Here is a 19,149-nt window from a genome sequence, read left to right as displayed (position 1 = left end):
AATCGCCTTTTGGGGTCCGATATGAACGATCTGAAGGACGCCCGGGTACTCGTCACCGGCAGCGACGGATTCATCGGCTCGCACGTGGTCGAAGAACTGGTCAGAGCAGGCGCGACGGTCAAAGCCATCGCCTATTACAACTCTTTCAACTCCTGGGGCTGGCTCGACACCGTTCCCACCGACGTCATGAAATCGGTTGAAGTCGTCGCCGGCGACATTCGCGATCCCCATTTCATGATCGCGGCGGCGGCCGGATGCACCGACGTCATGCATTTGGCGGCACTGATCGCGATTCCATTTTCCTACATCGCTCCCGACTCCTATGTCGAAACCAACGTCCGCGGCACGGTGAATGTGCTGCAAGCCGCCCGCCATGCCGGCGTGCGCCGCTTCGTGCAGACATCGACCAGCGAAGTCTATGGCACCGCGCAGTTCGTACCGATCAAGGAGAGCCATCCACTGGTCGGACAATCACCCTATTCGGCCTCGAAGATCGCCTCGGACCAGATGGCGCTATCGTTTCACGCCTCCTTCGACATGCCAGTGGTCGTCATCCGGCCGTTCAACACCTACGGGCCGCGGCAATCGGCGCGCGCCGTCATCCCGACGATCATCAGCCAGCTTGCGTCGGGCAAGCGCAAGATCCGCCTTGGCGCGGTCGGCCCGACCCGCGACTTCTCGTTTGCGACCGATACCGCGCGTGGCTTGATTGCAGGGCTCACGGCGCCCGCCGACCAGACCGTCGGCCAGACCATCAATCTCGGCAGCGGCTTCGAGATATCGGTCGGCGACACCGCCAGCATGATCGCCGAAGTCATGGGAACCGAACTCGAGATCGAGACCGACGAGGCGCGGCTTCGACCCGGCAACAGCGAAGTGGAGCGCCTTTGGGCCGACAATTCCAAGGCCCGCCAGCAATTGGGCTGGTCGCCTGAATTCGGCGGGATCGACGGCCTGCGGCGCGGACTGGAAAAGACCGCGCAATGGTTTATGGACCCGGCAAATCTCGCGCGCTACAAAGCTGACGTCTACAACGTATGAGGAGACGGTGAGCATTCCGACAGCGAAATCCGACCGTTTTGACGTGCGAGCGGTCGTTGCCGCCGTCCAGCGCGCCGTGGGAACGCCGAATGGCACCCTTGCTCTGCACGAGCCGGTATTCGCGGGAAACGAACTTGCCTATCTCGATGAATGCATCAAGAGCACATTCGTATCGTCGGTCGGCAAATTCGTCGACCGCTTCGAGGACATGCTCGCGGAATATACCGGCGCCAAGCGCGCGATCGCGGTCGTCAACGGCACCGCCGCCCTGCACACCTGCTTCAGGCTGGCCGGCGTTGAGCCGGGCAACGAAGTCATTTCGCCGGCGCTGACCTTCATTGCCACCACGAATGCGATCGCCTATTGCGGCGCGACACCGCATTTCATCGATAGTTCGCTCAAGACACTCGGCATGGATGCGCAGGCGCTCGGCACTCGCCTTGATGCGATCGCGCAGCGAAAGCCTGAGGGCACGATCAATCGCGAAACCGGCCGCCGAATCGCTGCGATCGTTCCGATGCACACGTTCGGTCATCCGGTCGATATGGACGAGATCTCGGCGATCGCGCGGCAGTGGGAAATTCCTCTGGTCGAAGACGCCGCTGAATCGTTGGGATCGACCTACAAGGGCCGTGCGGTCGGCTCACGGGCACAGTTCGCCGCGCTAAGCTTCAACGGCAACAAGATCGTAACCACCGGAGGCGGCGGCGCCATCCTCACCAATGACGAGGAACTCGGCCGCCGGGCCAAACATATTACGACCACAGCAAAGCTGCCGCACAAATGGGCGTTCGTGCATGACGAAATTGGCTTCAATTACCGATTGCCCAATCTGAATGCGGCGCTCGGCTGTGCCCAGCTCGAACAGCTCGACGGCTTCCTCAAAAACAAGCGCCGGCTTGCCGACGCCTATGATCGCGCTTTTGCAAACATTCCCGGCGTTCAATTCGCGCGCGAGCCGGAAGGAACCAGCAGCAATTACTGGCTGAATGCCATCCTGCTTGATGAAGCGCATGCTTCCCTCCGCGACGAAGCGCTGACCGAATTGAATGCCGCAGGTTTCGGAGCACGCCCGGCATGGACACTGATGCACCGGCTTCCCATGTTCAGCGAAAGCCCGCGCGGCGACCTCAGCGTCTCGGAATCGATCGAACGGCGGCTGATCAATCTGCCGAGTAGCGCCAGTATACAGGCCCGCGATGACTAATACTTCCCGCAAGATCTGCTTTGTGACCGGCAGCCGGGCCGATTTCGGCCTGCTGGTCTGGCCGATGCGGGCGATCCGTCAGACAGCCGGGCTGACACTGCAACTCGCAGCCACCGGCATGCATCTCTCGCCCGAATTCGGCTATACTGTCAGCAATATCCGCGATGAGGGGTTCAACGTCGATGAAACCGTCGAAACCCTGCTCAGCAGTGATTCCGGTGTAGGCGTCGCCAAGTCGGTCGGGCTTGGCGTCATCGGCTTTGCCGATGCGTTCGCGCGGCTAAAGCCGGATCTCGTCGTCGTGCTGGGCGATCGCTACGAAACACTGGCCGCGGCACAGGCGGCGATGTTCATGCGGCTGCCGATGGCGCATCTGTTTGGCGGCGACGTCACCGAAGGCGTGGTCGATGAATCGACCCGCCACACCATCAGCAAGATGGCGCATTTGCATTTCACCAGCAACAAGGATTCGACACGGCGGCTGATGCAGCTTGGCGAGCACCCGTCGCGCATCCATACCATCGGCTCGCCTGGGATCGACGCCATCAAGCGCTTGGAGCTGATGGACCGCGAGACCATCGGACGCGAAGCCGGAATGGCGCTCGGTCCGCGCAATGCGCTCGTTACCTTCCATCCGCTGACGATCGAGGCCGGCCGCTCCGTCAGCGCTCTGGACGAACTGTTCGCGGCGCTATCGACGCTCGATCCGGAGTTCCGTCTCTTCTTCACGCTCTCCAATGCCGACGCCGAAGGCCGCGCGCTGAACGGACGGATCGAAGCATTCGCGGCAAGCCGCCCGAACACCGCCGCGGTGGCTTCGCTCGGGCAGCTTCGCTACATCAGCCTGATGAACCAGGTCGATATGGTGATCGGCAACTCCTCCAGCGGTGTGCTGGAAACACCCTCACTCAACGTCCCCACGGTCGATATCGGCGACAGGCAAAAGGGGCGCGAGCGCGCGGCTTCGGTTTTCAATACACCGCCCGAGCAAAAGGCGATCGCCGCGGCGATCTCGAAGGCGCTGCTCCGCGGCCGGCAGCCCACCGTCAGCCCCTATGGCGACGGCGAATCCAGCAAGCGCTTTGCCGATGTAATCGCCGCCATTCCGGACTTCCGCCAGTTGCTGAAAAAAGGTTTTTACGACATGCCGCCTGGCGGGGATGTTTCATGACAACGCCCCGCACGCTGATCATCGCCGAAGCCGGCGTCAATCATTCCGGCAGCCTGGAAACCGCGCTCGCGCTGGTCGACGCGGCCGCGGATGCCGGCGCTGACGTCGTCAAATTCCAGACCTTCAATGCCAGTGCGCTGGCCGGACGTTCGGCGCAAAAGGCTGATTACCAGCAGCGCGCGACCGGTTCGTCGGAAAGCCAGTTCGCGATGCTGCAACGGCTGGAATTGCCGCAATCCGCGCACCATGCGCTGATCGCACATGCCGGGAAACGCGGCATCGAGTTCCTCTCGACGCCGTTCGATCATCCATCGCTCGAATTTCTGCTTTCGCTGAAACTGCCACGCATCAAGATCGGATCGGGGGATCTGACCAATGCGCCGCTGTTGCATGCGGTTGCCGGGGCCGGCATGACGCTGATCCTATCGACCGGCATGGCGACGCTGGGAGAGATCGAGGAGGCGCTGGGCGTGCTCGCCCACGGCTATTCAGGCAGTGGCGGAACGCCGGGTATCGCGGCATTCCGAGCGGCATGGCGCGATCCGGCAGCGCGTCAGCACCTGGCCCGGCATGTCAGCCTGCTGCATTGCACGACCGAATATCCCTGCCCGACCGCTGACGTGAACCTTGCGGCCATGGCGGCGATGCGCGGCGCGTTCCAGTTGCCGGTCGGCTATTCCGACCACACCGATGGCTTCGAGATATCGCTGGCGGCCGTCGCGCTCGGCGCCGGCATCATCGAAAAGCACCTCACCCTCGACCGCAACGCCGAGGGACCGGATCATGCGGCGTCGCTGGAACCTGACCACTTCAAACGCATGGTATCGGCCATCCGCAATATCGAAGGTGCGCTGGGCGACGGCGTCAAGGCGCCAAAGGCTTCCGAGGTCGGAAATATTCCGGTGGCACGAAAAAGCGTCGTCGCGGCTCGGCCGCTCAAAGCCGGCGAAATCATCGGCCCCGCCGATATCACGATGAAACGGCCCGGCTCAGGCCGTCCGCCGATTGATTATTGGTCGCTGATCGGGACGGCTGCGGCGCGGCCCTATGACACGGACGATCAGCTATGAATTGGCACGGCCGCCGGCTTGGCGGGGAATCCGCTCAGCGCGGACGCCTCCGGACATGAGGCCGTGACAAGCGCGCCCATCGCCACAAACGAATCCCTACCGATCGAGATATGATCGCGCACGCGGCTGCCGAGGCCGATGAAGCAGTTCTCGCCGATGATGGATGCGCCACCGATGACACTTCCAGGGCAGATATGGGTGTAGCTATCGATCCTGACATCGTGTTCGACGACTGCGCCGGAATTGATGATGCAGTGATCTCCGATCGTGGTTCGCGCATTCACGATGGCCCCGGGGAGCACGGCGGTACCGACACCGAGCTTCGCGAAAGACGAGACGATCGCGCGCGGATGCACCAGCGATGCCCATTTGGTAATTCCCAGCCGACTCACGAGGGTCTTGCGCGCGCCGCCCGCCCGCATGGCGCCGACCCCCAGGATGAAATGCGCGTCGGGATATTTATTGATGACGGCATCCGTTCCGAGATAGTCAGCCTCACCAAGCTCACCGGGTTGCCTGTCGATGAAACCGACGAGGCGGAATTTGTCGGATTGCATCGCCAGTTCATAGACCATGAACGCGTGCTCGCCGCCGCCAATGATGATCAGATCGTCCATTCGTGCTCCCTGCAAAGATGGAGTTTAGCCGCGAAAGGCTTGGCGTTCAAACGGCTGGCCCAAGGGAGCGAAAAGGCCAACGCCGCCCGCTCCAAAGGCTGAAAAAAAGGCGATCTCAAACCAAAACCGGCATTAACGGACGGGGGTCATGAGGCAACGTCCCGCCATTTGGGATTGACGCCGCCATTTGCAGCCGCGATATACCGGAATCCACCGTCGAACGCCGTCAATATCTGGCGATTACGAGGCGAAATAGCCATGAACTCCTGGCGCAAAGCCATCGTTGGAACGCAGGCGACTGTAGGCGAGGCGATTGCTGCGATCGAGAGCGGCAGCATCCAGGTCGCTCTGGTGCTGGATGGCTCGAATCGCCTGCTCGGCGTCGTCACCGACGGCGACGTCAGGCGCGGCTTGCTGCGCGGAATTACGCTATCGAGCCTCGCCATCGAGGTGATGAATCCCAGGCCCGTGTCGGCATCCGCGACGCTGACGCGGGAGGAACGGCTGCATCTGATGCGGCAAAAATCCATCAAGCAGCTTCCGTTGCTTGATGACAGCGGTCAGTTGGTCGACGTCGAGACGTTCGATGAGTTGCTCGAAGCGCCGAACTATCCGAACCCGGTTCTCATCATGGCGGGCGGACTCGGCGAACGGTTGGGCGCGCTGACGCGCGACCGTCCCAAACCGATGCTCGATGTCGGCGGACGACCATTGTTGGAAACCATCGTCCGCAATGTCGTCCAGCAGGGCTTCAGGAACGTCTTTATATCGGTGAACTACAAGGCCGAGATGATCGTGGATCATTTCGGCGACGGCTCGGCGCTGGGCGCCGCGATCCAGTATATTCATGAAACGGAGCGGCTCGGAACCGCGGGCGCGCTGGGGCTATTGCCGGAGCCTCCCGGTCTGCCGATGGTCGTCACCAATGGCGACATTCTCAGCACCATCAACTACAGCGCCCTGCTCGACTTCCATAACGGCACGCCTGCAGACGCCACCATGGCCGTGCGCGAGCACAAGGTTCATGTTCCCTACGGCGTCGTCTCCGCGTCCGATGGCTATCTTCAGACCATCCGGGAAAAACCGACCGAGTCCTGGTTCGTGAGCGCCGGCATTTACGTGCTCGGGCGCGCGGCGTTCGATTATGTCGACCGCGGCGTGCGGATCGATATGCCGGCGGTGCTGGAACGCATCGTCGCCAACAACGGCCGTGTCGCTGTCTATCCGATCCGGGAATACTGGCTCGATATCGGCCGGATGGAAGATTTCGAACAGGCTCACGCAGAGTTCAACGAGGTCTTCCCGTGACCCTGCCGGATACCGTCGTCATCGGTCTCGGTTCGATCGGGCAACGGCATGCGCGCGTGCTGCAAGAGCTTGGATGCCGCGTCGCGACCGTGAGCCGTCGCGGCGTCGGTGACTATCCTACGATCGCCAGCGCCATTGCTGCGAGCCGCCCGGAATATGCGGTGATCGCCACCGAGACAGCGTGCCATGCCGACTCGCTTCGCGAACTCGCCGATGCCGGCTTTCGCGGATCGGTGCTGGTCGAGAAGCCGATTTTCGCGCATGCCGGGCCGGTTGCCGATTATCCGTTTGCCAGCCTCTCCATCGGCTACAATCTGCGTTTCCATCCGGTGATGACGGCATTGGCCGAACGGGTGCGCGGACGGCGGGCAATCACGGTCTCAGCCTATGTCGGCCAGGACATCCGCGACTGGCGGCCGGGGCGCGACCATCGCACGACGGCGTCCTCAACGGAGGAAGCCGGTGGCGGTGTGCTACGGGATCTCAGCCATGAACTGGATTACCTGATATGGCTGTTTGGGCCGTGGCGCCGGGTGGCCGCGCTTGGCGGCGCATCGGGCGCCCGGCAGATCGCCGTGGACGATCACGTTAGTCTGCTGCTTGAGATGAGCCATTCGCAGGCCGTGCAGGTACACATGGACTATCTGGATCGGCCCGGCATCCGAACGATACGGGTCAATCTGGAAGACGAGACAATTGAAGCTGATATCGCTGGCGGACGGCTCACCATCAATGGTGAGCCTCGTGATTATCCGAGTGAACGCGATCGGAGCTACAAAGAGATGCACCTTGCCGCGATCAAGGGCCTTGAGCCGACCTGTTCCTTGCTGGAAGGGCTCGCGGTGGTGGATCTGATCGATGCCAGCGAACGTGCGCTACGTGCGCAAGCCTGGATATCGGCATGACCCTGCTCTGCACGATATGCGCGCGCGGCGGCTCCAAGGGCGTGGTCGGCAAGAACAGCCGCGATCTCCTGGGCAAGCCGTTGCTGGCATGGACCATCGGGCAGGCTCGGGAGACCGGTCTTTTCGAGGCGATTGCCTTCAGCAGCGATTCCGACTTTCTGCTCGATGCCGCCTTGAAAGCCGGCGCGGATATCGCGATCAAGCGTCCCGACGAGATGGCGACGGACGCCGCCCCCAAACTTCCCGCGATACGCCATTGTCTCGAGCAGGCCATCGCCCGCACCGGAAAGCTCCCCGAGATCTTTGTCGACCTCGACGTCACCTCGCCGCTGCGGCTGCCCTCCGACATCACCGGCACGGTCGAACTCTTGAAGTCATCCGGCGCGCGCAACGTCATCACCGGCGCGCCCGCGCATCGTTCGCCCTATTTCAATCTGGTGGAAGCGCGCGCCGACGGCACGGTAGGCCTGTCCAAGGTCGCCGATCCGCCAATCGTACGCCGCCAGAATGCGCCACGCTGTTTCGACATGAACGCCTCGATCTACGCCTGGCGCGTCGGCACATTCCTGGAACATCCGGCCGTATTCTATCCGGACACACGGTTGTTCGAGATGCCACAAGAACGCTCCGTCGATATCGATTCCGACCTCGATTTTACGCTGGTGGAACTCCTGCTCCGGAAACGGCTGGCGTCCACGGGGATCAAGCCATGACTGGATTCAAGAATCTGTTCGACCTCAGCGGACGTACTGCTGTTATCACCGGCGGATGCGGAATTCTGGGACGCCGTTTTGCCGAAGGCCTCGCCGAGTTCGGCGCCAAGGTGGCTCTTCTCGATCTGGACGGGCCCGCGGTTCAGACCGCCGCATCCGAACTGTCGGCGCCCTTCGCCGGCCAAGCGAAGGGCTATGCCTGCGATATCACGCAGCCCGACGCCATTCGCCGTGTTGCAGGGGCGGTCGAAGCCGATCTTGGGCCGGTCTCGATCCTGCTCAACAACGCCGCCAGCAAGACCCGCGACATCGACGCCTTCTTCGCACCAATCGCAACCTTTTCGCTGGAAACCTGGCGCGAGATCATGGCGGTCAATCTCGACGGCATGTTCAATGTCGCCCAGGTTTTTGGGACCCTGATGGCCGAGCGCGGCTATGGCAGTATCGTGCAGACCGCCTCGATTTACGGGCTGATGGCGCCGGATCAGCGCATTTACGAGGGCTCCGAATATCTGGGGCGCGCGATCAACACACCGGCGGTCTATACGGCTTCAAAAGCCGGCGTCATTGGACTGACGAAGCATCTCGCCACCTATTGGGGCGCCCAAGGCGTGCGGGTCAACACGCTGACACCTGGCGGCGTCGAGAGCGGACAGAACGACACCTTCAAGCAGCGCTATGGCGCACGCGTTCCGCTCGGCCGGATGGCGCGCGCCGACGAGATGGTCGGCGCGGTGCTGTTCCTCGTGTCCGACGCGGCGTCCTATGTCACCGGTCAGAACATCGCGGTCGATGGCGGCCTGAGCGCGTGGTAATGCAGCCACGATGATAAAACGCCTGATCCAGAACACCATCATCTCGACCGTCGCATTTGGCATCGCCGCACTGCTCGGCCTGATCGTCATTCCGGTGATCATCCGCACCTGGGGCGTGACGGAATTCGGCCTCATTGTCCTCGCGCGCTTGCTGCTGCCGACCGGCATGATGGGCTTACTGGACCTTGGCCTGTCGGAGGTGACGACCCAGGTGGTCGCGCGCGCGAGGGAGCATCGCAACTGGAACCTTGCTGGCCGTCAGCTTTCGTTTCTGACAGTGCTATCGATTCTGCTCGCATTGGTCTTGAGCACTGCGATCTGGCTGGCCGCACCGTACCTTACCATCATTATGAGGGTTGATGCCGATCACGCCGAGAAATTTACGGAAATTCTGCACTATACGGCAATCGGAAATCTAATTCTGATTCCGGCGCTAGTGTGGGAAGGCGTCATCAAGGGATTCGAGCGCTATAACCTGTTGCGATTTTCGGAACTTTCATCAACCGTTACTTATGTTGTATTGACCATCTGGGCTTCGAAAGCTTCGGCATCGTTCGACATTGTCGCTTATATCTATCTCGCTACTACCGTAATGCGCGCCCTTATGATACTCGCGGCTGCCATCACTGCCCTTGCTGGAAAGATCAGGTTGTCGGCCTGGACCGAAGAAATCCAGCGCGAATTGTTACACCGGTGTTGGCTGTTTGCTCAAGGCAAGCTCATCGGCGGCATCGCATTGCCCATTCAACCTTTTGTCGTCGGCCTACTATTCGGACCTAAAGGAGTTGGCGTTTACGACGCATTAGTCCGCCTTTCGCGAGTGTCAAAAGTTGTTGTTGGACTTTTGACGTCCGCCTTGCTGCCGGTTGCGAGCCGTCTTGAGGAGCGCGGTAGCTCAACAGTGTTCCAGCGGCTTGGTGAATTTGGCCTGATCATGCTGCCGATGTTCACCGTGCCGCCGCTGGTTGCAGCTGCGGTGTTGTCACCGAACATCATGCAGGTCTGGATCGGCCCACAACTGACCCCATACGCCTTCTGGATGGGCTTGAGTTTTATTGTTCCGATCTGCGCTCAATATCTCGCTTTCGGGAACGTTATTTTTCTTACACGAACAGAAATTCAGGCCCGTCTGAACAAACTGATGGTGTGTCAGCTGCTGGTTTGGGCAATAGTAGCGTACCCAACGCTGGGGCTGTTTGGCGAGCGAGCCCTCATTCTCGGACAGGTGATCGGAAATGTAGTGGTATTACCCTGGCAGATCGTCGCCATGAGTCGCGCCTTGGAGCTGGATCAATATCGCGTTCTGAGGGCACTCGGAGCTCAAGTGTTGCTCCTGTTGTGTTGCGGCCTGCTGCTATCTATCTTCGCGGATTACATTCAGCTGGACAGTGTGGTAAGGCTCGCGCTCATTATTGGCGCGTTTAGCTTCATGAGCTGGCTGGTGCAGTATTTCTTTGTGCTCGAACGAAGACATCGCACGATCTTTCTCGAGGTTGGACGCAGTCTGGGATGGGCTAGCAAAGCGATGGGTTGACGTTTGGCGGTACCATGAAGGGCATGAAATATGCTCAGGCCTCTTCACTGCTGCTGCGCGCTTCTGACCCGTCTTTCCCTAGGAGTGCATTGTGCGTATCGGATGGGTGGTCGACCACCCCAAACGTGACTTGGCGGGAAGCGTTCTTGCCGCCTATCAACTCGCCTCGCGCGGCGTGTCGGCGGCGATCATCCCGATGTACGAACAGGGTATCGATGTGCCGCGCCTTGGGCTCGATGCGCTGGTCGTCAATTATGCGCGCGCCGCCAATCTCGACCTGATGCGGAGTTTTGCCAAGGCCGGCCTAGCGCTCTACGTTCTCGACACCGAAGGCGGCGTGCTCGCGGAAAAAGGCGGCAATTCACCGCCGGCCATGGCGGCCTATATGCGCAACAGCGGCTATGCCGACATCCTGTCGGGTTATTTCTTCTGGGGCGGCAAGCTTCACGCGGCATTCAACGACAACAAGACGATGAAGTCGGATCAGCTTCATTTGACCGGATGTCCGCGGTTTGATTTCGCGGCTCCCCGCTGGCGGACACTGCTTAACGGCCAGCGACGCGGCTATCTGCTGGTGAACGCCAACTTCCCGCTGGTGAACTCCCGCTTTTCCAGTAAGCCCGGCGCCGAGCGCGAATCCATGATCCGCGCTGGATGGGATGCCGCCTATATCGACCGTTTCCTTCCCGATCTGAAGCAGGTCTTCGCCAATTACCTCGTCGAGATCGGTCGCCTTGCGGAGCGGCGGCCGGACCGCCCGATTTTGCTGCGTCCACACCCCTTTGAGAGCGAAGAAGTGTATCGCACCGCGCTGGCGCGCTATCCGAACGTCGTGGTAGACGGCACGGGAAGCGTGCTCGATATGATCCAGAATGCGCAAGCTGTCATTCACTTAAACTGCGGCACCGCGGTCGAAGCGGTCCTGCTCGAAAAGCTGCCGATCCAGCTCGAATACCTCAACACGCCGACAACGGCGGCACATGCCCGGTTACCTGCAAGCGTGAGCCGCCCCGTCACATCGTTTGACGAGTTGCTGAAAGTCATCGACCATCTCGATGAGGAGGCGAGCAAGTTCGATTTTGCCGGCACACATGCCGTCAATATCGATGCGTTCTTTTACAGGAACGACGGTGCGGCCGGCGAACGCATCGCCGACGTTCTGATCGATGCGAAGAATCCCCGGCGGCCATTCATTTCGCTTTCCAGTGCGCTGAGGGGCACACGACCAAATCCGAGTACCGGGCAGATCGCCAAGGGAGCGGCCAGCCTCGTACTTGGATCGGCCGTAACCGAAAAGCTGCGCACCTGGATCAGCCCGGCGCGCCGCGACAAACGGATCGGCCCGGCCGACGTGGGAGCGCTTCTCGCGCGGATCGCCGCACACGACAAACGCGACCCATCCCTGTTCACCGCGATGCGCGCGCGATGTGTGAAGACCGGCTTACCGCTGGCCAGCATCGTCGTAGAACAACGGGCCGCCCGCGCATGACAACTCCGTCCGAAATCATTCTGATCAGCACGCTTGCGGAATACCAGACGCGGTTCTGGATTCCGGTGGCGCGGCGATTGCACGATGCGGGGCGCGAAGTCCAGTTGTTGGCCTTCGACGATCGCAGTGCGGAGATGGCAACCGCTCAGGGCATTCCCGTCGTCAATATGTATCGTACGGGACTACGAGATGCACCGATCGAAGACCAGGGCGTCTTTGCCGCCCGCGTTACGGGGTACGGCCTGGACGGAACGAATTTCCTGTTCAGCCACGAGCGCGTGACCTTCGGAATTCGCGATAGCGCCGCGATGCGCCGCCGCTTCATGATCTACAGCAACGCCATGGAAACCGTGCTTGACCGGATCGCTTCACTCGGAAAGCGCGCTGTCGTGGTCCAGGAGCTCGGAGGATTCCTCTCGGTTATCGCGAGCTTCTACGCGGCGAAAAAGCATGGCATTCGCAACTGGTTTATCGAGCCGTCGTTCTTTCGCGGCCGGCTCTACTACACCCCTGACAGCTTTGCCGCGCCCGACACGATGGCCACGCCGGCAGAGATGGTTTCCCCCGAGGTGCATAGCTATCTCGACCAGACGCTGAGCCAGCGGTCGATCGTCATTCCCCAGAAGGACCGCCATCAATATGCGGCGGCGTTCAACAAGATCGCCAATGCGCGCAACGCCCGCCGTCTGGCCGAGAAGCTCTGGGACCAGTTTGCACTCGGCAAGCACCAGGAGTTCGGGCACAATTTGCGACATGCGCGAGCGCATGCCGCAATGGCCCTCGGCGCCACCCGGCTCAAAAAGCTTTATCAACCGATGCCAGAGACACCCTTCATCTACTACCCGCTCCATGTGCCCGCCGACATGGCGCTGACCTTGCGCTCGCCGGAATATCTCGATCAGGTCGCGACCATCGATTTCCTGCTGCGCACGATTCCGGACACGCACGTCCTCGTCGTAAAGGAGCATCCGGCGCAGATCGGAGCGGTCCCGGCCGGCCGCCTGTTTGAGCTGGCGCGGCGCTTCGATAATTTCATGCTGTTGCCGCCGCAGACCAATAATTATGCCGTGCTTGGACGCGCCGACGCCGTGGTGTCGGTCAACAGCAAGTCCGGCGCTGAAGCGGTGTTGCTCGGCAAGCCCGTGGTGGTCATGGGCGACGCTTTCTATCGCTCCTGCCCACTCGTCTTCGCCGCAGAACGCCTCAAGGACGTCCCGCGTCGGCTGCGCGAGGCGCTCCACTCGCGGGGCTTCGATCCTGCTGCGGCGGCGCCTTATTTCGAAACGGCGTGGCGCCAGTCATTTCCGGGCGAGCTCTATATCGACAATCCACAGCAACTCGACACTTTCTCAGCCTCCCTGTTGTCGGCAACCACCGAACCGTCAGCCTCCTGAGGATTGTTGCATGCCACTGGTTTCGATCATCACTCCCTCGTGGAACGTTGAGGGTTTGATAGGAGAAACGATCGAGTCGGTACAGTCGCAGACCTTGGGCGACTGGGAGCTCTTGATCGCGGACGATTGCTCGACGGACAACACGGCCGCCGTGATCGAGGGCTATGCGGCGAAAGACCCACGGGTCAAGCTGATCCGGCAGCCGCGCAACGGCGGACCGGCGCTGGCCCGTCAAGCGGCGATCGAACAGGCCCAGGGCCGCTTCATCGCATTTCTCGACAGCGACGATCTCTGGCTGCCCACAAAGCTTGAACGGCAGATCGACTTTGCGCGCGGGCAGCGGGCGGCGCTTAGCTTCACAGCATTTCGCCGCATCAACGAGATCGGCTCGACCACCGGGCGGCTGATTCCGGTGCCGGATTCCCTGACCTACGAGCAATTGCTCAAGAACACCTCGATCGCCACGCTCACCGCGCTGGTCGACCGCGACATCGCCGGCAACATCGCGATGAAGAACGAGCCCTATGACGATTTCTGCCTATGGCTGAGCATTCTCAAACCCGGGCATGTCGCCTACGGCCTCAACGAAGACCTTGCGCGCTATCGCGTCAGGGGCGTCTCGGTCTCGAGCCGGCCGCGGCGATCCGCAGGCTGGGTCTGGCATATCTACCGCGACGTCGAACGGCTCTCGCTGATCAAATCAGCCTTGTGTTTTGCCCATTGGAGCGCGCGGGCGTGGTTGAAACGGCGGCAATTTTGATTATTAGGTATTAAAATACCTAAACGATTAGAGTTGGCGGAGTTTCTTATTGCCGATACCAATCCGCACGAAACTTCGCAGCCACGCAACGGCCAGATAACGGTTTTTGGAAACGACGATGCTGCTTGAGCGAACCTATGCAAATAACAGAATTCTCGTCACGGCTGGCGCGGGATTCATCGGGTCCCATTTATGCAAGCGGCTGCTAGCCGAAGGCACCGACATGATTTGCGTCGATAGCTACTTTACCGGTAGCCGACGCAATATCACAAACCTCGCATCCAACGCGCTGTTCGAGGCGACGCGTCAAGACGTTGCGTTTCCGCTCCATCTCGAAGTGAACGCGATCTTCAATCTCGCCTGCCCGGCTTCCCCAATCCATTACCGGCGCGGTCCCGTGCAAACGACCAAAACCAGCATCCACCGCGCGATGATCCATAAGCCACTTCCACAGGACGGTCCGCGGCAGCGCCAGCCGGACCTTTCCAAGGCCAAGACCCAACTGACCTGCAGCCCAAAATCGCGCTCAACGACGGCCTGACAGAGACCATCGCCGACTTCAAACATTCGCTAGATGTCGCTTGATTCGGTCCGCCTGAACGATCTTTATCATTACTCACAAGGACGATATTTCCACGATGAATTCACACGTAGGCATCGTCGAGCGGGCTTGCTCGAAAATCCGGGCGAATTTGAATCTGATCGCTCTGCTCCTTCTTCACACTGTAGTTTGTTGCGTATCGCTGGCCGAAGTTTCGAGATATCAAAGCTATATTCCATACAATAATAGCGGGCTGTTTACGGCAGCCATCATTGCAGTGGCCCTTTCTTCCATTTCATTGTTGTTTGCTGCTGCCCGATTCAGCTTCGGCTATTTCGTAGGATTCTATTTCTATACACTGATCCTCGGCTTTTTGTGGATCGAGAATTTTACAATCTATCCCTATAAGCACGTACTGGCCGGCGTATCGGCCGCAGCTTCACTGCTGCTGTTCCTGCTGCCTGCCCTTTTGATGACACGACCTCTACCGCGAAATTTTGAAATCTCGTCCCGGTCGTTGGAGTACGTACTGAAGTCAATCCTGGTACTGGCCATCACGACGATTGTCGCGGCCTCCAGCTATAATTTCAGATTCACCTCCCTCGAACATATTTACGAGTTCCGCAACGAACTCGCGTTTCCCGCTCCAATCCGCTACCTTATTGGTATCGTCTTGAGCGTGCTGTTACCGTTCGCTTTTGCTTGTTATTGGGCTCTTAATCGACGTTGGTCGGCTGGGGCGACCCTCCTTTTAATGTTGCTCTTTTATCCGATCACGCTAAGCAAATTTTCGTTCTTTGCGCCGGCCTGGATCATCTCCCTGCTCGTCCTTTCGAAAATCTTCGAACCGCGACCAACGGCGGTCTTGTCGCTCTTTCTGCCGCTCCTGCTTGGTCTTTTCTTCGTTGTACCTTTTCCAAACAAGGACATGACGCCATTCTATTTCAACCTCGTCAATATTCGCATGGTTGCGACGCCATCGAGCGCTATGGATATCTACAACCACTTCTTTTCAACTCGCCCCCTCACCTATTTCTGCCAGATATCATTCCTGAAAACGCTCACGCATTGCCCGTACCAGGACCCGCTCTCGGTGGTGATGGAGCACACCTATGGCTTCGGCAACATCAACGCATCGCTGTTCGCAACGGAAGGCATCGCGTCGGTAGGCCTGATTTTCGCGCCGCTGTCGGCCTTGGTCTGCGGGCTTGTGATAGCTTTCGGCAACCGATTGTCAGCCGGCCTGTCGCCGCGCTTTGTCCTGATCTCGGGAGCGTTGCTGCCCCAGGCGCTTCTTAACGTACCGCTTACGACTGTATTGTTGACGCACGGCGCAGCGATACTTTTCTTGCTGTGGTACGTTACGCCACGCGCGATTTTTCGGGACAGCGAAGAAATGGAAGCGTAAGCGGCATAAGGCCCAGCCGGTTCACGCGGACCGTGCTCTGCTACCGCATCCTCAAAACACCGTCGCGATAGCGAGCGATACCACGCCGTCTCTCAGACAACTTTCATTCTCTCAAGCCGTTCGCCGCGAATATATGTTAAAATATCTTTCGGGCCGGGATGCCTGATGAGTTTGGAGCCGCTCAGAACATAGACATCGCCGGTATGCTGACAGCGCCACTCGCCCGTCCCCGACAGCGGCAAGTCGATTTTTTCACCAAAAGCGCTTACCCAACCGACCTGCCGGGCTGGCGTTCCCACCATCATCGACCAGTCCTTTGAGCTTTTGGTGAGGGTCGCTCCCGCCGCAAGGAACGTACCTACACCGCACGTGATATCCGGCACAACCGTCGAATTCGCGCCGAGCGTCGTTCCGGTCTTCACCAGCGTCTTCTTGAAAACCGCGTGCCGGTTGACTGCAGCGCGAGGAAAGGAAATATGCGTAAAAACCATGTAGGGCGCGCAGAAGACGAAGTCTTCCAGCTCCACGTGTGAAAAGATCGATACGGAATTTCCCAACCTGCACCCGTTGCCGACGATAGCGTTGCGTTCGACATAGGTGTTTTGGCCAAGGCTGCAATTTTCACCAATCACGGCGCCCAGCGCGACATGGGAAAAATACCAGATTTTGGTGTAACTCCCGACCTTGGCGCCGTCCTCAACGACGGCCGTCGGATGAACAAATACCTCCGACGAATCCTGCTGCGCTCTATTCATAGACGTCCCCATTTTATGTCCGCAACGCGCCTGCCCGCATCGAACGAATGCATCCCTCTAACTGACAACACGAGACACCGGAGACGGCCCGGCTTCTATATTAAGAAAAGCCCTTGAAGATCAAGACAGAAGCAAAGGCGGTACAGAACAGCTATCGCAATTCGCGCAGCAGATTCTGCAACTCGGCCCCGTAATGCTCCGGCGTCATCGCCAGCATCCTTTCCCGCCCCCTCTGTCCGAATTGCCGTGCGCCTTCCGGATCGCGGATAATTTTCAGGATCGCATCCCTGATCGAACTGACCGAGGTCGGATCGAACAACAGACCAGCGTCGCCGACCTGCTCGGGGATGGCAAGGATGCCGGAGGCCGCCACGGGGGTGCCGACCTGGAACGCCTCATAGATCGGAATGCTGACGCTCTCGAACAGTGACGGCATGACCAGCGCCGTCGCCATCCTGTAAATCGACTGAAGATCCTCCTGCGCCACGTAACCGAGATGGATCACCTTCCCGCCCAAGCCGGACTTCGCGATCGCGTCCATCACCGTTTCATATTCGTCGCGCTGCTTGCCGGTCAGAACCAGCTTCAGGTCGGGAGCTTCATCGGCGACCTCACGGAAAGCCTCGATCAGGCGCAGATGATTTTTGTGAGCCCAGAATTGCGCCGGATAAAACAGGAATTTCTCCGGCAAGCGCAGCCGTAGCCGCGTCTCCTGCAAGCGCTCTGTGCTTTGGTCGGCGAGAAACTGCCGCAATGGAGGCGCCGTGATCACGGCGGTGTGCTGCTCGGGCACGTCAAAAAAACGCATGATGTCGTTCTTGACATAACTGGATTCGCAGATCACACGCTGCGCTCGCGCCAGCAGATGCGCGTAAACCTGACGCCGCCAGAACCGCGTCCAGCGTGAAAAATTCTCCGGGTAATAGTTTTCCTGGAGATCATGCAGCGTGAACGCGAACGGCTTTGACGTGTGCAGCAACGACAGCGAATAAATCGGCGCCAGCAGGATATCCTCGGAAACGAAGGGATCGGGCAGACCGATATGCATGCTGCGGGCTGCGAGCGAAGCGATCTGCCGGCCACGCGGCTCGGTGAAAGCGCGGATCGGATAGCCCAACGCGACAAAATCCGGATTGGCCGGATCGCCATACAGCGTGATGTCGAAGCCGCTGGTATGACGCAGCGCCTGCAACATCGACAGCGTGTATTGATAGGTCCCGCCGTTATCGGTTCCGGCGAGCGCGATCACGCCGAGCCTGGTCAATGGCGAAACTCAGAGGTGGCGTTCGCCGCGTCGATCATGAAGCGCGCATTTCCTTGAGGATGTCGTTCACCTCGGCACCGATCCGCTGCACATCCTGCTTCGTCAATTCATAATAAGACGGCAGGTTAAGACCGGTCTGCGCCTTGCGGGCAGCGACCGGGAGCGGGTGCTGCGCGTACATGGGCAGCGAGGACATCGTGCAGAAATATGGGCGGGTATCGATGCCGCGCGCTTTCAGCGCCTGCATGAGCTTGTCCCGGCCCGCTTCATCCAGCCCGTCGACCTCGAGGCAGATCATCCAGAACGCGCTCTTCGCCCAGTTCTTCACCCGGTTGAGCCGGACCCGGTCCGAGGTCGCAATCTCGGCGTTGTACCAGTCCATGATCTCCGCCCTGCGGCCGAGAAAATCATCGATGCGCTCGAGCTGCGCGACGCCGAGCGCCGCCTGCAGATTGGTGATGCGATAGTTGTATCCGCGCTCCTCGTGGAAGTAGCGCCGCTGCGGGCTCATGGCGTGATCCCGCAACCGCTTGGCGCGCGCATAAAAATCCCGGTCGTTGGTGGTCAGCATGCCGCCTTCGCCGGTCGTGATGACCTTGTTGCCGTAAAAGCTGAACACCCCGCATTTACCGAGCCCGCCGACGCGGCGGCCCTTGTATTCGGCACCATGCGCTTCGGCCGCGTCCTCGATCACGGCAATACCGTGCGCATCGCCGATTTCCATCAAGGCGTCCATGTCGGCCGGATGGCCATAAAGATGCACCGGAATGATTGCCCTGGTGCGCGCCGATACCAGCGATTTGACCGAGGCAGGATCGATGCAGAGTGTATCGGTGTCGATATCGGCGAGCACCGGCGTCGCGCCGGTGTAAGCCACGGCGTTCGCGGTCGCGACGAAGGTCAGGTCGGGAACGATCACCTCGTCGCCCGGCTTCAGCCCGAGCGCCGCAAGCGCGAGGTGAAGCCCGGTCGTGCCGTTGCTGACCGCGAGCGCATAATCGGTCCCGCAATAGCGGGCAAAATTGGCCTCGAACTCGTCGATATATTTTCCGATCGACGACACCCAACCGGAATCGAGCGCGTCGAGCACGAGCTCTTTCTCGCGCGACCCAATGAACGGTTTCGAAATCGGAATAAAGTTATCTGACATTACCGGC

The 19,149-nt window shown here is 59.9% G+C and carries 17 protein-coding genes and 1 pseudogene; 14 read left to right on the top strand and 4 right to left on the bottom strand.

The window, feature by feature from the left end:
* Positions 1 to 21 precede the first annotated feature (21 nt).
* The 4 genes from HB630_RS03455 to neuB are packed head-to-tail and all read left to right on the top strand — an operon-like array spanning position 22 to position 4,489.
* Positions 22 to 1,041: an NAD-dependent 4,6-dehydratase LegB gene (locus HB630_RS03455; RefSeq protein WP_213770064.1), complete on the top strand. Its 1,020-nt coding sequence runs from the start codon at positions 22 to 24 to the stop codon at positions 1,039 to 1,041.
* Between the two features lie 7 nt (positions 1,042 to 1,048).
* Complete coding sequence (locus tag HB630_RS03450; RefSeq protein ID WP_213770063.1) at positions 1,049 to 2,248, top strand: LegC family aminotransferase; 1,200 nt, start codon at positions 1,049 to 1,051, stop codon at positions 2,246 to 2,248.
* On the top strand, positions 2,241 to 3,419 hold the full coding sequence (neuC, locus tag HB630_RS03445; RefSeq protein WP_213770062.1) for a UDP-N-acetylglucosamine 2-epimerase: 1,179 nt from the start codon (positions 2,241 to 2,243) through the stop codon (positions 3,417 to 3,419). Before HB630_RS03450 ends, neuC begins: the two co-directional genes overlap by 8 nt.
* Complete coding sequence (gene neuB / locus HB630_RS03440) at positions 3,416 to 4,489, top strand: N-acetylneuraminate synthase (RefSeq protein ID WP_213770061.1); 1,074 nt, start codon at positions 3,416 to 3,418, stop codon at positions 4,487 to 4,489. The genes neuC and neuB overlap by 4 nt, the downstream gene beginning before the upstream one ends.
* Here the strand turns inward: neuB and HB630_RS03435 are convergent.
* Positions 4,480 to 5,106: an acetyltransferase gene (locus HB630_RS03435; protein WP_213770059.1), complete on the bottom strand. Its 627-nt coding sequence runs from the start codon at positions 5,104 to 5,106 to the stop codon at positions 4,480 to 4,482. The two genes, neuB and HB630_RS03435, sit on opposite strands and share 10 nt — an antisense overlap.
* A 258-nt stretch (positions 5,107 to 5,364) precedes the next feature.
* Between HB630_RS03435 and HB630_RS03430 the strand changes: the two genes are divergently transcribed.
* From HB630_RS03430 to HB630_RS03385, 10 genes and pseudogenes are all read left to right on the top strand, one after another.
* A complete protein-coding gene (locus HB630_RS03430; RefSeq protein ID WP_213770057.1) occupies positions 5,365 to 6,414 on the top strand; it encodes a nucleotidyltransferase family protein in 1,050 nt (349 codons plus the stop codon).
* A complete protein-coding gene (locus HB630_RS03425) occupies positions 6,411 to 7,319 on the top strand; it encodes a Gfo/Idh/MocA family oxidoreductase (protein WP_213770055.1) in 909 nt (302 codons plus the stop codon). The genes HB630_RS03430 and HB630_RS03425 overlap by 4 nt, the downstream gene beginning before the upstream one ends.
* On the top strand, positions 7,316 to 8,032 hold the full coding sequence (locus tag HB630_RS03420) for an acylneuraminate cytidylyltransferase family protein (RefSeq protein ID WP_213770053.1): 717 nt from the start codon (positions 7,316 to 7,318) through the stop codon (positions 8,030 to 8,032). Before HB630_RS03425 ends, HB630_RS03420 begins: the two co-directional genes overlap by 4 nt.
* Entirely contained in the window at positions 8,029 to 8,847 is an 819-nt protein-coding gene (locus tag HB630_RS03415; RefSeq protein ID WP_213770051.1) for an SDR family oxidoreductase, read from the top strand. Before HB630_RS03420 ends, HB630_RS03415 begins: the two co-directional genes overlap by 4 nt.
* A 10-nt stretch (positions 8,848 to 8,857) precedes the next feature.
* Positions 8,858 to 10,381, top strand: a complete 1,524-nt coding sequence (locus tag HB630_RS03410) for an oligosaccharide flippase family protein (protein WP_213770049.1) — start codon at positions 8,858 to 8,860, stop codon at positions 10,379 to 10,381.
* A gap of 91 nt (positions 10,382 to 10,472) precedes the next feature.
* Positions 10,473 to 11,870, top strand: a complete 1,398-nt coding sequence (locus tag HB630_RS03405; protein WP_346656025.1) for a surface carbohydrate biosynthesis protein — start codon at positions 10,473 to 10,475, stop codon at positions 11,868 to 11,870.
* Entirely contained in the window at positions 11,867 to 13,264 is a 1,398-nt protein-coding gene (locus tag HB630_RS03400; RefSeq protein WP_213770048.1) for a capsule biosynthesis protein, read from the top strand. Before HB630_RS03405 ends, HB630_RS03400 begins: the two co-directional genes overlap by 4 nt.
* Before the next feature lie 10 nt (positions 13,265 to 13,274).
* Complete coding sequence (locus HB630_RS03395; protein ID WP_213770046.1) at positions 13,275 to 14,024, top strand: glycosyltransferase family 2 protein; 750 nt, start codon at positions 13,275 to 13,277, stop codon at positions 14,022 to 14,024.
* A gap of 118 nt (positions 14,025 to 14,142) precedes the next feature.
* Positions 14,143 to 14,457 (top strand): annotated as a pseudogene (locus HB630_RS03390) (NAD-dependent epimerase/dehydratase family protein); the annotation flags it as partial.
* A gap of 205 nt (positions 14,458 to 14,662) precedes the next feature.
* Positions 14,663 to 15,973, top strand: a complete 1,311-nt coding sequence (locus tag HB630_RS03385) for a hypothetical protein (RefSeq protein WP_213770042.1) — start codon at positions 14,663 to 14,665, stop codon at positions 15,971 to 15,973.
* A 92-nt stretch (positions 15,974 to 16,065) separates the two neighbouring features.
* Here HB630_RS03385 and HB630_RS03380 read toward each other — a convergent pair whose 3' ends face one another.
* From HB630_RS03380 to HB630_RS03370, 3 genes are all read right to left on the bottom strand, one after another.
* Positions 16,066 to 16,728, bottom strand: coding sequence for an acyltransferase (locus HB630_RS03380; protein ID WP_213770040.1), 663 nt, complete (start codon positions 16,726 to 16,728; stop codon positions 16,066 to 16,068).
* Positions 16,729 to 16,879: 151 nt separating this feature from the next.
* On the bottom strand, positions 16,880 to 17,992 hold the full coding sequence (locus tag HB630_RS03375; protein WP_213770039.1) for a glycosyltransferase family 1 protein: 1,113 nt from the start codon (positions 17,990 to 17,992) through the stop codon (positions 16,880 to 16,882).
* A 34-nt stretch (positions 17,993 to 18,026) separates the two neighbouring features.
* Complete coding sequence (locus tag HB630_RS03370; RefSeq protein ID WP_213770037.1) at positions 18,027 to 19,142, bottom strand: DegT/DnrJ/EryC1/StrS family aminotransferase; 1,116 nt, start codon at positions 19,140 to 19,142, stop codon at positions 18,027 to 18,029.
* Positions 19,143 to 19,149: the final 7 nt, after the last annotated feature.

Source organism: Bradyrhizobium sp. dw_78, from assembly GCF_018449525.1.
GTDB lineage: Bacteria > Pseudomonadota > Alphaproteobacteria > Rhizobiales > Xanthobacteraceae > Bradyrhizobium.
The sequence above is the reverse complement of the archived record's forward strand: the minus strand, read 5'-3'. Positions and strand labels throughout refer to the sequence as shown.

Bases quoted from the DNA above. Each gene is read 5' to 3' on its own strand.
- HB630_RS03455 (WP_213770064.1), top strand. From the start codon at position 22: ATGAACGATCTGAAGGACGCCCGGGTACTCGTCACCGGCAGCGACGGA.
- neuC (WP_213770062.1), top strand. From the start codon at position 2,241: ATGACTAATACTTCCCGCAAGATCTGCTTTGTGACCGGCAGCCGGGCC.
- neuB (WP_213770061.1), top strand. From the start codon at position 3,416: ATGACAACGCCCCGCACGCTGATCATCGCCGAAGCCGGCGTCAATCAT.
- HB630_RS03435 (WP_213770059.1), bottom strand. From the start codon at position 5,106: ATGGACGATCTGATCATCATTGGCGGCGGCGAGCACGCGTTCATGGTC.
- HB630_RS03430 (WP_213770057.1), top strand. From the start codon at position 5,365: ATGAACTCCTGGCGCAAAGCCATCGTTGGAACGCAGGCGACTGTAGGC.
- HB630_RS03420 (WP_213770053.1), top strand. From the start codon at position 7,316: ATGACCCTGCTCTGCACGATATGCGCGCGCGGCGGCTCCAAGGGCGTG.
- HB630_RS03415 (WP_213770051.1), top strand. From the start codon at position 8,029: ATGACTGGATTCAAGAATCTGTTCGACCTCAGCGGACGTACTGCTGTT.
- HB630_RS03410 (WP_213770049.1), top strand. From the start codon at position 8,858: ATGATAAAACGCCTGATCCAGAACACCATCATCTCGACCGTCGCATTT.
- HB630_RS03400 (WP_213770048.1), top strand. From the start codon at position 11,867: ATGACAACTCCGTCCGAAATCATTCTGATCAGCACGCTTGCGGAATAC.
- HB630_RS03395 (WP_213770046.1), top strand. From the start codon at position 13,275: ATGCCACTGGTTTCGATCATCACTCCCTCGTGGAACGTTGAGGGTTTG.
- HB630_RS03385 (WP_213770042.1), top strand. From the start codon at position 14,663: ATGAATTCACACGTAGGCATCGTCGAGCGGGCTTGCTCGAAAATCCGG.
- HB630_RS03380 (WP_213770040.1), bottom strand. From the start codon at position 16,728: ATGAATAGAGCGCAGCAGGATTCGTCGGAGGTATTTGTTCATCCGACG.
- HB630_RS03370 (WP_213770037.1), bottom strand. From the start codon at position 19,142: ATGTCAGATAACTTTATTCCGATTTCGAAACCGTTCATTGGGTCGCGC.